The organism is Klebsiella sp. 54 (assembly GCF_018223875.1).
Lineage (GTDB): Bacteria > Pseudomonadota > Gammaproteobacteria > Enterobacterales > Enterobacteriaceae > Klebsiella > Klebsiella quasipneumoniae.
Window position 1 is genome coordinate 63,455 of the sequence record NZ_JAGRRA010000007.1, and the last position, 13,143, is coordinate 76,597.

The following is a 13,143-nucleotide window of genomic DNA, read 5'->3' on the forward strand; positions in this document are numbered from 1 at the left end:
ATTATTGCGAAGACCCGCCCTACTGAAAATACCACAGCCGTTCCGGCGCCCTATTCTATCTCACCCTCTTTTTTAGCCTGGCTACGTAATAGCGCCACCAGCGTCATTCAGCTGGCCATGTTCAGGCTGTTAAGAAAAAACTATGTCACTCTCATCCATTCTGCGGACAATATTCAACTCTGCGCCAATCAGCAGTACGCAGAATGCAAAATGACCTGTGTGGAAAAAATACTGTTTGACCATTTCGCTACGCCAAAATCCAGTGACCAGGATCTGCCGCTTTCTCTGCACGTCGCCGAAAAGAACCACTGGGCCACCGATCCTCACTGCCAAGGGCTGCGGCTCAGCCCGACGCACCAAACGTGGAATATGATATTGATTGCCGCCCCCTCCCTGCTATTAATCGCCGCGCTCGCCTGGAAAACGCTTTTTGATAATCAGGCGATAATTCACTCCAGCGTATTCAGCTGGCTGACAATGGGGATGGTTTCCGGCCTGTGGTGGCTGTGGCTGTTATGCATCACCTTAAATGCCACCCGGCTGGACCGGGAAGGGATCGCCGTTAATATCTTTCATCACTATATTGATACCCTGAAGGAGACGCTTATTGCTGACTCAGATACCCTGACCGATGAAAACGCCGATTATTGCGTGGCGATCGGTAAAACCGCCCTGCTTCCCGAAAGATATGGTGAATATGTAAAAATCATCAACCTTATTAAGTATCCCTTTTGTCTGCAGAGGCTGGATTAACGAGGGGATGGTATGTGGAATTTTATAATGCATCTGCATCCACTGCTTTTTCTTGGCGGTTTTATACTTATCGTCCCGGGTATCTATATTGCTATTGGTATAATGATTATCCTGTCGCGGCCAGCGGCTCAGCCCCAGCCGCACGCGATAGAGGTTAGCCCCTGGCTGCTGGCGTGGCTGACCGGAGAAGGGACCCGGGTGATTCAACTGGCAATGTTCAGCTTACTCAGTAATAAGCATCTGTGGATCCCGGAGCCCGGGCAGGTTTTGGCTAACGGACGCTATGCAAACCACGAAATGAACGTCATTGAAAGCATACTATTTGACCATTTTGCGGTGCGAAAGCCGTGTCATGAAGATCTGCCCCGCTGCCTGAGTATCGCCGGACGTAACCTCTGGCAGGAACAGATAGCAAGTGCGGGTTTAGCCTTAAGTCCGCTGCGCCGCGGATGGAATATGCTGGCCATCAGCATCCCTTCGGTCGCCCTCGGCGTTATCGTTGCCAGTAAGACCTTTATCTGGCTCGACCTCACCGCATACAGCATCTTCAGTTGCCTGCTCATGCCCTCGGGTTGCGTTCTGTGGGGCGGATTATGGATAGAGGCCATTAGCAAAACCATTCGTCTCGATATCAACGGCATTTCGCATCATGACGCCCACGCCTGCATCAATGCGTTACGAGAAACGTTAGCGTATAAAGGCGCGCAGGAGGATGACGCGACGGCCATGCTCTGCGTGGCGGTAAACGGCGTGGAATCGCTTCCCGAGCGCTACCGGGAATATAAAGCGTTAATAGCGCCGATTAGCGTTATCACGTCGCTGCGCACAGAGGATTAGGACCCCGCCAGGCCGGCGGGGCGAAGGTAAGGTTACATGGCGTCCAGCGCTTTCTGCAGCTTCCAGATATAGCGCGGCGCCTGCGGAGCCGGGTGTTTTTTCGCCACATGCTCGAAGAACTCATCGGCGTCGAGGTCGTTAATCTCCTCGATGGCGTCCTGCCGGTTTGACGAGAAGGTGCGCAGCAGCGCGCCAGCGCCGTTGGCATAGGAGACCACCACCGCATAGCGCATCACCTGCGGGTCTTTGATCCCCGCCAGCGGACCATTCTCCAGAATGCTCAGATAGGCGGCCCCCATCGAGATATTCCGTTCCGGGTTTTTCAGTTCACTGACCGACGGCTCGCCGCGCCAGCCCATCCGCCGGTAAACATCGCGTCCGGAGGTCGACGGCTTAAGCTGCATCAGCCCGACGGCGCCGGATTTACTCACTACCGCAGGGTTACCGCCCGACTCGATGGCAATGATCGCCGTGATCAGCTGCGGATCCACGCCCCAGGCGGCGCCGGCTTTTTCACTGATCGGCATCCACTGCATCGCCCGCTTCACCGGGACCTCGGGGTTCCACGGTGGATTGGTGTAATCGTGTTTCGAACTACAACCGGCCAGAAAAACGACTAAAATAAGCAACCATCTCAATTTCACACATCTATCCTTATCTACCCAAACGCCATCATGCTGCAGAACGACGGCAGCGGTACGTCCCCCGCCCGCCGACAGCCTGATGGATGACGGGTGCGGATTGAAGTTAGCCACCTGGAGATGACAATCGCCATTCCAGGCGGCATCATAACCCTTTCATTCATAGCAAGGAATTATCATGTCTCAGTTTTATCTGGTCGCGCCATCCGGTTATTGCATCAACCAGCAGGCGGCGGCCCGCGGCGTCGAGCGTCTGCAGCAGGCCGGGCACGAGGTGGCCCACCAGCAGGTCATTCCCCGTCGGCAGCAGCGTTTCGCCGGAACTGAACATGAACGGCTGGCCGATATTAACCAGCTTGCCCAGCTGCCTGGCCGCAACCGGATCGTTCTCGCGGTGCGCGGCGGCTACGGCGCCAGCCGCCTGCTGCCGCATATCGACTGGCAGGGGCTGATTGCCCGCCAGCAGCGTGACCCGTTGCTGATTTGCGGCCACAGCGATTTCACCGTCATCCAGTCGGGCCTGCTGGCCATGGGCAACGTCGTCACCTTCAGCGGGCCGATGCTCGCAGGGAACTTCGGCGCGGAGACCCTCGATCCGTTTACCGAACAGCATTTCTGGCAGGCGCTGCGCCAGCCTGAATTCACCCTCGAATGGCCGGGCGAAGGGCCGAACTGCCGGGTGGAAGGCACCCTGTGGGGCGGGAATCTGGCGATGCTGACTTCGCTTATCGGTACCCCGTGGCTACCGGCGATCCGCGACGGCATCCTGGTGGTAGAGGATATCAATGAGCACCCGTTCCGCGTCGAACGCATGCTGCTTCAGCTGTTGCACAGCGGCGTACTGGCGGCGCAGAAGGCGGTGATCTTCGGCAGCTTCACCGGCGGCGCGCCGAACGACTATGACGTGGGATATGACCTGCCGCAGGTTTTTGATTATCTGCGCCAGCAGCTCTCTGTACCGCTGATAAGCGGACTGGAGTTTGGCCACGAGCAGCGCACGGTGACCCTGCCGCTGGGCGCGCGCGCGCGGCTGGTCAACCAGCCATCAGCCACCACCCTGACAATCAGCGGCCACCCGGTGCTGGCAGAATAAATTTCCCAGACGCATAGGCGGATTCCCTGCGAATTGTTAAAATAGTGTCACTTTTAGCCATTTTTTCACGCCAGTCAGGGAGTACGTGAACATTGGACGCCGCTGCGGTCATTAGTCTGTTTATTCTGGGTTCTGTTTTAGTAACCTGCAGTATCTTATTGAGCTCCTTTTCTTCGCGCCTTGGCATCCCGATTCTGGTCATCTTTCTGGCCATCGGGATGCTGGCAGGCATTGACGGCATCGGCGGCATCCCCTTCGACAACTACCCCTTCGCCTACATGGTGAGTAACCTGGCGCTGGCGGTGATCCTGCTGGACGGCGGGATGCGCACCCAGGCCAGCTCCTTTCGCGTCGCGCTGTGGCCAGCACTGTCGCTGGCGACGGTCGGGGTGCTGATCACCTCGGCGCTGACCGGGATGATGGCGGCCTGGCTGTTCAAACTGGATATGATCGAAGGCCTGCTGATCGGCGCCATTGTCGGCTCCACCGACGCCGCGGCGGTCTTCTCGCTGCTCGGCGGCAAGGGGCTCAACGAGCGCGTCGGCTCGACGCTGGAGATTGAGTCAGGCAGTAACGACCCGATGGCGGTCTTCCTGACCATCACCCTGATCGAAATGATCCAGCAGCACCAGACCGGCCTCAGCTGGATGTTCGCCGTGCATATCATTCAACAGTTCGGTCTCGGGATCGCCATCGGCCTCGGCGGCGGCTACCTGCTGCTGCAGATGATCAACCGCATCGTGCTGCCCGCCGGGCTCTATCCGCTGCTGGCGCTGAGCGGCGGGATCATGATTTTCGCCGTCACCACTACCCTCGACGGCAGCGGTATCCTCGCCGTCTATCTCTGCGGCTTTCTGCTGGGCAACCGGCCTATCCGCAACCGGCACGGTATCCTGCAGAACTTCGACGGTCTGGCGTGGCTGGCGCAAATCGCCATGTTCCTGGTGCTGGGCCTGCTGGTGACGCCCTCCGACCTGCTGCCGATCGCTATCCCGGCGCTGTTGCTGTCGATGTGGATGATTTTCATTGCCCGTCCGCTGTCGGTATTTGCCGGTCTGCTGCCGTTCCGCGGGTTCAACCTCCGCGAACGGGTATTTATCAGCTGGGTCGGCCTGCGCGGCGCGGTGCCGATTATTCTCGCGGTGTTCCCGATGATGGCCGGCCTGGACAACGCCCGCCTGTTCTTCAATGTCGCCTTCTTCGTGGTGCTGGTGTCGCTTCTGCTCCAGGGCACATCGCTATCGTGGGCGGCGAAAAAAGCCAAAGTGGTGGTGCCGCCCGTCAGCTGGCCCATCTCCCGCGTCGGGCTGGATATTCACCCGGAAAACCCGTGGGAGCAGTTTGTCTACCAGCTGGGCGCCGATAAATGGTGCATCGGCGCGGCGCTGCGCGACCTGCATATGCCGCCGGAGACGCGGATTGCCGCCCTGTTTCGCAACAATGCCCTGCTGCACCCCACCGGCAGCACCCGCCTGCGGGAAGGCGATATCCTGTGCGTCATTGGCCGCGAGCACGACCTGCCGGCGCTGGGCAAAATGTTCAGCCAGTCGCCGCCGGTGGCGCTCGATCAGCGTTTTTTCGGCGACTTTATACTTGATGCCGAGGCCCGCTTCGCCGATGTGGCGCAAATCTACGGCCTCGACGGCGGAGAGGAGTTCCGCGAACATCAGCAGTCGCTGGGGGAAGTGGTGCAGCAGCTGCTGGGCGCCGCGCCGGTGGTGGGCGACCAGGTGGAGTTCGCCGGGATGGTATGGACAGTCGCGGAAAAAGAGAACGATCACGTGCTGAAGGTAGGGGTACGGGTCGCGGAAGACGAGGCGGAGTGATCCGCCCCGGAACAGGTTACAGGGTCACAACAGGCACCCGCGGCGCCAGGGCGCACATCAGCTCATAGCCGACGGTGCCGCAGCTGGCCGCCACGTCGTCGATTTTAATCTCTTTGCCCCACAGTTCGACCGGCGCGCCGATCCCGGCCTGCGGACAGGGCGTTAAATCGACCGCCAACATATCCATCGACACGCGCCCGACGGTGGTGGTGCGTACGCCGTCCACCAGCACCGGCGTGCCGCTCGGCGCCACCCGCGGGTAGCCGTCGGCATAGCCGCAGGCGACGATGCCGATCCGCTGCTCCTGGGTGGTGCGATACAGGCCGCCATAGCCAATCGCTTCGCCGGGGCGCAGGTTCTGCACGGCGATGATTTCGCTGCGCAGGGTCATCACCGGCTTCAGGCCGGTGTTCGCGATATCCTGCCACTGCCCGGAGGGCGATGCGCCATACAGCACGATGCCGGGACGAACCCAGTCAAAATGCGCTTCCGGATGCCAGAGCGTCGCCGCCGAGTTGGCCAGCGAGCGTGGGCAATCCAGCCCCTCCGCCGCCTGTTCGATCCGGCGCATCGGCTCAACAATCCCCTGCGGGTTCTCCGCCTCCGCGAAGTGCGACATCAGCGTCATCTCGCCGACGTTGCTTATCGCCCGCAGCTGCTGCCAGACGGTATGCACCCGCTCCGGCATAAAGCCCAGCCGGTTCATACCGCTGTTCACCTTGAGATAGATATCCAGCGGCGCGCGCAGCTTCGCCTGCTGCAGCGCCTTAATCTGCCAGTTGCTGTGGACGCTGGTGGTTAAGCGATATTGATCCAGCACCGCCAGCTCATCGGCATGGAAGAAGCCCTCCAGCAACAGGATCGGCCCTTTCCAGCCCTGCTCGCGCAGCAGGATCGCCTCTTCCAGGTTGAGCAAGGCGAAACCATCCGCCGCGCTTAACGCACTCCATACCCGCGCCACGCCATGGCCATAAGCATTTGCTTTGACCACCGCCCACAGGCGCGACCCGGGGGCCGCGCGACGCACTATCTGTAAATTCTGCCGCAAGGCCAGCAAGTCGATACTGGCCACTACCGGACGGGTCATGCAAGCTCCTTAGTTGTGTGCGCCATGCAGATGCTGCGGACGCGCCGGGGTAAACCCGGGGCTATAGCGGGCGACAGCCAGATCGTCGTAAGGGATCGCCGGCGTGCGGCCGGAGATCAGATCGCTGATAAGCTGCCCGGAGCCGCAGGCCATGGTCCAGCCAAGCGTGCCGTGGCCGGTGTTGAGCCACAGGTTTTTAAACGCCGTGCGCCCGACCACCGGCGTGCCGTCCGGCGTCATCGGCCGCAGGCCGGTCCAGAAGGTGGCCTGCTCAACGTGGCCGCCGCGCGGGAACAGATCGCGCACCACCATCTCCAGGGTTTCGCGACGCGGCTGCAGCAGCGCTTTATTAAAACCGACGATCTCGGCCATACCGCCGACGCGAATGCGCTGATCGAAACGGGTGATGGCGATTTTATAGGTCTCATCAAGGATAGTGGAAACCGGCGCGCCGTCTTCCTGGGCAATCGGGATGGTTAACGAATAGCCTTTCAGCGGGTAGACAGGAATATCCACCAGCCCCTTGAGCATCGCCGTCGAGTAAGAGCCAAAAGCCATGACATAGGCGTCGCCCTTGATAATCTCATCGCCGCATTTCACCCCGGCAATGCGATCGCCCTCCTGCAGCAGGGCGTCCACCGCGGTGTTGAAGCGGAAGGTGACCCCGGCCTGTTCCGCCATCGCCGCCAGACGAGTGGTAAACAGCTGGCAGTCGCCGGTTTCATCGTTTGGCAGACGCAGGCCGCCGGTCAGTTTGTGGCTAACCTCCGCCAGCGCGGGCTCCACTTCCGCCAACCGCTTCGCCTCCAGCAGCTGATAGGGCACGCCGGCGTCCTCCAGCACCGCGATGTCGCGGGTGGCGTTTTCATACTGTTTGGCGGTACGGAACAGCTGCAGCGTCCCGCCCTGACGCCCTTCATACTGAATGCCGGTGGTGTCGCGCAGCGCCTTCAGGCAGTCGCGGCTGTACTCCGCCAGGCGCACCATCCGGCCTTTGTTCTCCATATAGTGGCGGGTGTCGCAGTTGCGCAGCATCTGCCACATCCACTTCAGCTGGAACGACGTGCCGTCAAGGCCGATCGCCAGCGGCGCATGGCGCTGGAACATCCATTTGATCGCCTTCAGCGGCACTCCCGGCGCCGCCCAGGGCGCCGCATAGCCGGGAGATATCTGCCCGGCGTTGGCCGCGCTGGTCTCCTCTGCCGGACCGGGCTGACGGTCGATGACTGTCACCTCATGACCCGCCTGACTCAAATACCACGCGCTGGCTACCCCAACCACCCCACTTCCCAGTATGACGACACGCATAGCAACTCCGTAACAGTTAAAGAACAATCATCTAATTACAAATTGATAACTCAGTTGAAAATATTATTCAACATACGCTTTATTTATGGTGACTTAACTCACAGCAAACCGCACCAGTCCTGAGCTGTAAGATTTACGATCTCATGCTGCGCTTTATTTTTACCCAGCATTTAATTCTGCAAATAAGCGCAAAAAACGGCTTTGAGATGGGGAAATCGCGAAGAAAAGCGATTGGCTGACAACACAGTTTGCTGTGCGGTGTTCTATGCTTGTTTAGAGGTTTTCCGTTCAGAGAAAACCAACAACAACGAGGGCGCGCTAATGGCTACGATTGACTCCATGAACAGGGACACCACCCGTTTAAGCGATGGACCCGACTGGACGTTTGAGTTACTGGAGACCTACCTGGCCGAAGTGGACCGGGTCGCTAAGCTCTATCGTCTTGACACCTACCCGCACCAGATCGAAGTCATTACTTCCGAACAGATGATGGACGCCTACTCCAGCGTCGGCATGCCCATCAACTATCCGCACTGGTCGTTCGGCAAAAAATTCATTGAGACCGAGCAGGCCTATAAGCACGGCCAGCAGGGCCTGGCGTATGAGATCGTCATCAATTCCAATCCCTGCATCGCCTATCTGATGGAAGAAAATACCATCACCATGCAGGCGCTGGTGATGGCGCACGCCTGCTACGGGCATAACTCGTTCTTCAAAAACAATTACCTGTTTCGCAGCTGGACCGACGCCAGCTCAATCATCGACTACCTGATTTTCGCCCGCAAATACATTACCGAGTGCGAAGAGCGCTATGGCGTCGACGAAGTGGAGAAACTGCTCGACTCCTGCCACGCGCTGATGAACTACGGCGTCGACCGCTATAAACGTCCGCAAAAAATCTCGCTGCAGGAGGAGAAGGCGCGGCAGAAAAGCCGGGAAGAGTATCTGCAGAGCCAGGTGAATATGCTGTGGCGTACCCTGCCGAAGCGCGAAGAGGAGAAGGCGATTGAGTCCGCCCGCCGCTACCCTTCCGAACCGCAGGAGAACCTGCTGTACTTTATGGAGAAGAACGCCCCGCTGCTGGAATCGTGGCAGCGCGAGATCCTGCGCATCGTGCGCAAAGTCAGCCAGTATTTCTACCCGCAGAAACAGACCCAGGTGATGAACGAGGGGTGGGCCACCTTCTGGCACTATACCATCCTCAACCATCTCTATGATGAAGGGAAAGTGACCGAGCGCTTTATGCTGGAGTTTCTCCACAGCCACACGAACGTGGTCTTCCAGCCGCCGTACAACAGTCCGTGGTACAGCGGGATTAACCCCTACGCGCTGGGGTTCGCCATGTTCCAGGACATCAAGCGCATCTGCCAGTCGCCTACCGAAGAGGACAAGTACTGGTTCCCGGATATCGCTGGTTCCGACTGGCTGGAAACGCTGCATTTCGCCATGCGCGACTTCAAGGATGAGAGCTTTATCAGCCAGTTCCTGTCGCCGAAGATCATGCGCGATTTCCGCTTCTTTACCGTGCTCGACGACGATCACAACAATTATCTCGAGATCTCGGCGATCCACAACGAAGAGGGCTATCGCGAAATCCGCAACAAGCTCTCGGCGCAATATAACCTCAGCAATCTCGAGCCGAATATCCAGGTGTGGAACGTTGACCTGCGCGGCGACCGCTCGCTGACGTTGCGCTATGTGCCGCACAACCGCGTCCCGCTGGACAAAGGGCGGCGCGAAGTGCTGAAACATGTGCATCGTCTGTGGGGGTTCGATGTGCTGCTGGAGCAGCAGAATGCCGACGGCAGCATTGAGCTGCTGGACCGCTGCCCGGCGCGGCCAAACGCGCTATAGCATTGCGGGACGTTAAAACGACGAAGGGGGCCATCGGCCCCCTTATTTTATTTATCGATCGCGAATAGCGGCTTAACGCACATTCATGGCTAAATCGCCGGGCAGCGATTTCTGCATCCGGTGCCAGATCTCACCGCTGTCATGGCCGTAGCGACGAACCAGCTCATACACCTGATCGTGCAGGCCGCCTTCGCACACCTTCGCCAGCTGATGATAAAAGCCCAGCGCCAGGCTGCGCGCTTCCGGGCTGGAGAAGTAGTGGCGGCCGATGCGGGTATATAGCCCCTTCATGCCGTTGAGGATCAGGCCATAAATCGGGTTGCCGGAGGCGAAAGCCAGACCGCGGAAAATGTTGTAATCGAGATCGGCGAAGGCGTCGGCGTGATCTTCCACTTCCCGGGCGCTGTCCAGCACCGCCAGCGCTTTATCCGGATGCTGACGGAACGCGGTGCGAATAAAAATCGTGGAAATATTGGTGCGCACGGAGAGCAGGTTATCAATCAACTGGGGGACGCTGTCGTGATCGAGACGCGCCAGTGTTTCAAGGATATTCAGCCCGGAGGTCTCCCAGAAGTTGTTCACTTTGGTGGGTTTGCCGTGCTGAATGGTCAACCAGCCGTCACGCGCCAGACGCTGCAACACTTCGCGCAGCGTGGTGCGGGTGACACCGATCAGCTCAGAAAGCTCGCGTTCAGCGGGGAGAATCGATCCAGGTGGGAAGCGGTTATTCCAGATGCTCTCAATGATATACTCTTCCGCGAAACCCGCAGGGCTCTGCGCCTTAATGACCATAATAATATTTCCATTACACATTGTTGCAATTGCACTCATCATACCAGAGCCGCTATAGCGCAGATAGCATCGCAAGTGAATTAAAAAGGGATCGCCGTTTCATTTTCCGTTTTTACTTTACGCTTTTCCTTATCTCCCGTAACCGCCGCAGCGCTGCGAAGAAAGTTGCTTCTCATTTTGCTCAACTGGTACTCTTGCCAATAGTTACGCACAAAATCATGCACTAATTGACGGGGAAGGATTCTGTCGTGGAAATTTCTTATGGCCGCGCGCTGTGGCGCAATTTTCTTGGCCAGTCGCCTGACTGGTACAAGCTGGCATTAATCATTTTCTTAATTATCAATCCGCTGGTGTTCGCCGTGGCGCCATTTGTCGCCGGCTGGCTGCTGGTGGTTGAGTTTATCTTTACCCTCGCCATGGCGCTGAAGTGCTATCCGCTGCTGCCGGGTGGCCTGCTGGCTATCGAGGCGCTGCTGATCGGCATGACCAGCCCAGCGCACGTGCGGGAAGAGATCGCCAGCAACCTGGAAGTGCTGCTTCTGCTGATGTTTATGGTGGCGGGCATCTACTTTATGAAGCAGCTGCTGCTGTTTGTCTTTACGCGCCTGCTGTTAGGGATCCGCAGCAAGATGCTGCTGTCGCTGGCCTTCTGCCTGGCCGCTGCCTTCCTCTCCGCCTTTCTCGATGCGCTGACGGTGGTGGCGGTGGTGATAAGCGTCGCCGTCGGGTTCTACGGCATCTATCACCGCGTCGCCTCGGCACGCCCGGACGATAGCGACCTGCTCGACGACAGCCATATCGAGCAACACTACCGCGAGGTGCTGGAGCAGTTCCGCGGCTTTCTACGCAGCCTGATGATGCACGCCGGCGTCGGGACCGCGCTCGGCGGCGTCATGACCATGGTCGGCGAACCGCAAAACCTGATTATCGCCAAAGCGGCGGGCTGGCATTTTGGCGAGTTCTTTCTCCGCATGGCGCCCGTCACCCTGCCGGTGATGGTCTGCGGTCTGTTAACCTGTCTGCTGGTGGAAAAGTATCGCCTGTTTGGCTACGGCGAACCGCTGCCGCCGACGGTGCGCAAGGTGCTGCAGGAGTTTGACGATCGCAGCCGCGCCCAGCGCAGTCGTCAGGAGCGGCTACGGCTGATTGCCCAGGCGCTCATTGGCGTTTGGTTGATCGTCGCCCTCGCTTTTCACCTGGCTGAGGTCGGCCTGATTGGCCTGTCGGTGATCATCCTCGCCACCACCTTTACCGGGGTGACCGATGAGCACGCGATTGGCAAGGCGTTCACCGAGGCGTTGCCCTTCACCGCGCTGCTCACGGTGTTCTTTGCCGTAGTGGCGGTGATCATCGACCAGCAGCTGTTCACGCCGGTCATCGAGTTTGTTCTGCAGGCCTCTCCGCACGCGCAGCTGTCGCTGTTTTATCTGTTTAACGGCCTGCTGTCGTCCATCTCGGATAACGTTTTTGTCGGCACGGTCTACATCAACGAAGCGAAAACCGCCCTCGAGCATGGCGCCATCAGCCTGAAGCAGTTTGAGATGCTGGCGGTGGCAATCAACACCGGCACCAACCTGCCGTCAGTGGCCACCCCGAACGGCCAGGCGGCATTCTTGTTCCTGCTGACTTCCGCGCTGGCGCCGCTTATCCGACTCTCCTATGGCCGCATGGTGTGGATGGCCCTGCCCTACACCCTCGTACTGACGCTGGTCGGCCTGCTGTGCGTCGAGTTCACCCTGATGCCGGTCACCGAATGGTTGCTGGCTCACGGCTGGCTGGTTACCCCCACCCTGCCGTGATCCACGCGTCGCCCGGGTTCGCCCGGGCGATTCAATAACCAGTTACGTAATATTTTCCGCCGGGCCGCTGGCGTCGGTACGGTTTTCGTTTACACTGCCATGATTTAGCATCTTCCAGGGAAATGATTATGTTGCAATATTTAAACCAGTGCTCGCGGGGACGCGGCGCCTGGCTGCTGATGGCATTGACCGCGTTCATTCTCGAACTCGTCGCGCTGTGGTTCCAGCACGTGATGCTGCTGCAGCCGTGCGTGATGTGCATTTATGAACGCTGCGCCCTGTTTGGCATCATGGGCGCGGGGCTGGTGGGCGCTATCGCCCCTAAAACGCCGCTGCGCTATGTCGCCATGCTGATTTGGCTGTACAGCGCGGTACGTGGGCTACAGCTGGCGTGGGAACATACGATGATTCAGCTGCACCCATCGCCGTTCCAGACCTGCGATTTCGCCGCCCGTTTCCCGAGCTGGCTGCCGCTGGATAAATGGTTGCCGCAGGTGTTTGTCGCGTCCGGCGACTGTTCGGTACGCCAGTGGCAGTTCCTGTCGCTGGAGATGCCGCAATGGCTGGTGGGAATTTTCGCGGCTTATCTGGTGGTCGCTATCCTGGTGATCGTTGCTCAGCCTTTTAAAGCCAAAAAGCGCGATCTGTTTGGCCGCTAAGCCGCAGCGAGTACCGCACACTGAAACGCCCTACGGGGCGTTTTTTTGTGCCTGCCGTTCATCACTGAATCGTTTCCTGTCCGTGGTTGACCACACACACCAAAAGGTGCATATTAAATACATCTTTTATAACCCCACAGGAGCTCACATGTCATCTTTACTGATCCCCGCAGACTGGAAAGTTAAACGCTCCACCCCGTTCTTTACCAAAGAGAACGTCCCCGCCGCCCTGCTGAGCCACCACAACACCGCGGCCGGTGTCTTCGGTCAGTTGTGCGTCATGGAAGGTACGGTCACCTATTACGGTTTTGCCAATGAACAGGCGACGGAGCCGGAGAAAAAAGTCGTGATTCATGCCGGGCAGTTTGCCATCAGTCCGCCGCAGTACTGGCACCGCGTCGAACTCAGCGACGATGCCCGCTTCAATATTCACTTCTGGGTGGCGGAAGAAACCGACGGTGAAAACGGGCTGTTTCACGCGAAGAAAGCGTGAC

At 58.7% G+C, this 13,143-nt stretch carries 12 protein-coding genes and 1 pseudogene; 8 read left to right on the forward strand and 5 right to left on the reverse strand.

The genetic code is table 11. The annotated features are described in order from the left end of the window. Nucleotides 1–210: 210 nt before the first annotated feature. Both KHQ24_RS24425 and KHQ24_RS16925 read left to right on the forward strand, forming a co-directional pair. Nucleotides 211–753, forward strand: coding sequence for a hypothetical protein (locus KHQ24_RS24425; RefSeq protein ID WP_224051269.1), 543 nt, complete (start codon nt 211–213; stop codon nt 751–753). A 27-nt stretch (nt 754–780) separates the two neighbouring features. After that, nucleotides 781–1,590 (forward strand): TIGR04222 domain-containing membrane protein, encoded by an 810-nt coding sequence (locus KHQ24_RS16925; RefSeq protein ID WP_228298008.1) that lies wholly within the window; start codon nt 781–783, stop codon nt 1,588–1,590. 32 nt (nt 1,591–1,622) lie between these two features. Here the strand turns inward: KHQ24_RS16925 and emtA are convergent, their stop codons facing one another. Continuing rightward, nucleotides 1,623–2,234: a membrane-bound lytic murein transglycosylase EmtA gene (gene emtA / locus KHQ24_RS16930; RefSeq protein ID WP_004203299.1), complete on the reverse strand. Its 612-nt coding sequence runs from the start codon at nt 2,232–2,234 to the stop codon at nt 1,623–1,625. A gap of 175 nt (nt 2,235–2,409) precedes the next feature. Here emtA and ldcA point away from each other — a divergent pair, with 175 nt between their 5' ends. Beyond that, a complete protein-coding gene (gene ldcA, locus KHQ24_RS16935; RefSeq protein WP_017900195.1) occupies nt 2,410–3,324 on the forward strand; it encodes a muramoyltetrapeptide carboxypeptidase in 915 nt (304 codons plus the stop codon). Nucleotides 3,325–3,416: 92 nt separating this feature from the next. Further along, the gene (locus KHQ24_RS16940) at nt 3,417–5,150 is read left to right on the forward strand and encodes a potassium/proton antiporter (protein ID WP_004203303.1); all 1,734 of its coding nucleotides are present in this window, start codon (nt 3,417–3,419) and stop codon (nt 5,148–5,150) included. 16 nt (nt 5,151–5,166) lie between these two features. Here KHQ24_RS16940 and dadX read toward each other — a convergent pair whose 3' ends face one another. The 3 genes and pseudogenes from dadX to KHQ24_RS16955 all read right to left on the reverse strand — a co-directional run bounded on the left by dadX (nt 5,167) and on the right by KHQ24_RS16955 (nt 7,790). Next, a complete protein-coding gene (gene dadX, locus KHQ24_RS16945; RefSeq protein WP_004203306.1) occupies nt 5,167–6,237 on the reverse strand; it encodes a catabolic alanine racemase DadX in 1,071 nt (356 codons plus the stop codon). 9 nt (nt 6,238–6,246) lie between these two features. Then, on the reverse strand, nt 6,247–7,545 hold the full coding sequence (locus KHQ24_RS16950; RefSeq protein WP_023318600.1) for a D-amino acid dehydrogenase: 1,299 nt from the start codon (nt 7,543–7,545) through the stop codon (nt 6,247–6,249). A 98-nt stretch (nt 7,546–7,643) separates the two neighbouring features. After that, nucleotides 7,644–7,790 (reverse strand): annotated as a pseudogene (locus tag KHQ24_RS16955) (hypothetical protein). 76 nt (nt 7,791–7,866) lie between these two features. Between KHQ24_RS16955 and KHQ24_RS16960 the strand changes: the two are divergent. Continuing rightward, nucleotides 7,867–9,399, forward strand: coding sequence for a SpoVR family protein (locus tag KHQ24_RS16960; RefSeq protein ID WP_004203310.1), 1,533 nt, complete (start codon nt 7,867–7,869; stop codon nt 9,397–9,399). 72 nt (nt 9,400–9,471) lie between these two features. Here KHQ24_RS16960 and fadR read toward each other — a convergent pair whose 3' ends face one another. Continuing rightward, nucleotides 9,472–10,191: a fatty acid metabolism transcriptional regulator FadR gene (gene fadR / locus KHQ24_RS16965; RefSeq protein WP_004203311.1), complete on the reverse strand. Its 720-nt coding sequence runs from the start codon at nt 10,189–10,191 to the stop codon at nt 9,472–9,474. A gap of 248 nt (nt 10,192–10,439) precedes the next feature. Here fadR and nhaB point away from each other — a divergent pair, with 248 nt between their 5' ends. From nhaB to KHQ24_RS16980, 3 genes are all read left to right on the forward strand, one after another. Continuing rightward, nucleotides 10,440–11,990 carry a sodium/proton antiporter NhaB gene (nhaB, locus tag KHQ24_RS16970; RefSeq protein ID WP_004203313.1) on the forward strand — a complete coding sequence of 517 codons (1,551 nt, stop codon included), beginning with the start codon at nt 10,440–10,442 and terminating at the stop codon, nt 11,988–11,990. A gap of 128 nt (nt 11,991–12,118) precedes the next feature. Next, nucleotides 12,119–12,649 carry a disulfide bond formation protein DsbB gene (gene dsbB / locus KHQ24_RS16975; RefSeq protein ID WP_004203315.1) on the forward strand — a complete coding sequence of 177 codons (531 nt, stop codon included), beginning with the start codon at nt 12,119–12,121 and terminating at the stop codon, nt 12,647–12,649. Between the two features lie 148 nt (nt 12,650–12,797). Beyond that, complete coding sequence (locus KHQ24_RS16980; RefSeq protein WP_211777369.1) at nt 12,798–13,142, forward strand: DUF1971 domain-containing protein; 345 nt, start codon at nt 12,798–12,800, stop codon at nt 13,140–13,142. Nucleotide 13,143: the final 1 nt, after the last annotated feature.

What these genes read in the sequence shown, in the direction of transcription:
- KHQ24_RS24425 (WP_224051269.1), top strand. Translation starts at nt 211, where the DNA reads ATGACCTGTGTGGAAAAAATACTGTTTGACCATTTCGCTACGCCAAAA.
- KHQ24_RS16925 (WP_228298008.1), top strand. Translation starts at nt 781, where the DNA reads ATGCATCTGCATCCACTGCTTTTTCTTGGCGGTTTTATACTTATCGTC.
- ldcA (WP_017900195.1), top strand. Translation starts at nt 2,410, where the DNA reads ATGTCTCAGTTTTATCTGGTCGCGCCATCCGGTTATTGCATCAACCAG.
- dadX (WP_004203306.1), bottom strand. Translation starts at nt 6,237, where the DNA reads ATGACCCGTCCGGTAGTGGCCAGTATCGACTTGCTGGCCTTGCGGCAG.
- KHQ24_RS16950 (WP_023318600.1), bottom strand. Translation starts at nt 7,545, where the DNA reads ATGCGTGTCGTCATACTGGGAAGTGGGGTGGTTGGGGTAGCCAGCGCG.
- KHQ24_RS16960 (WP_004203310.1), top strand. Translation starts at nt 7,867, where the DNA reads ATGGCTACGATTGACTCCATGAACAGGGACACCACCCGTTTAAGCGAT.
- fadR (WP_004203311.1), bottom strand. Translation starts at nt 10,191, where the DNA reads ATGGTCATTAAGGCGCAGAGCCCTGCGGGTTTCGCGGAAGAGTATATC.
- dsbB (WP_004203315.1), top strand. Translation starts at nt 12,119, where the DNA reads ATGTTGCAATATTTAAACCAGTGCTCGCGGGGACGCGGCGCCTGGCTG.
- KHQ24_RS16980 (WP_211777369.1), top strand. Translation starts at nt 12,798, where the DNA reads ATGTCATCTTTACTGATCCCCGCAGACTGGAAAGTTAAACGCTCCACC.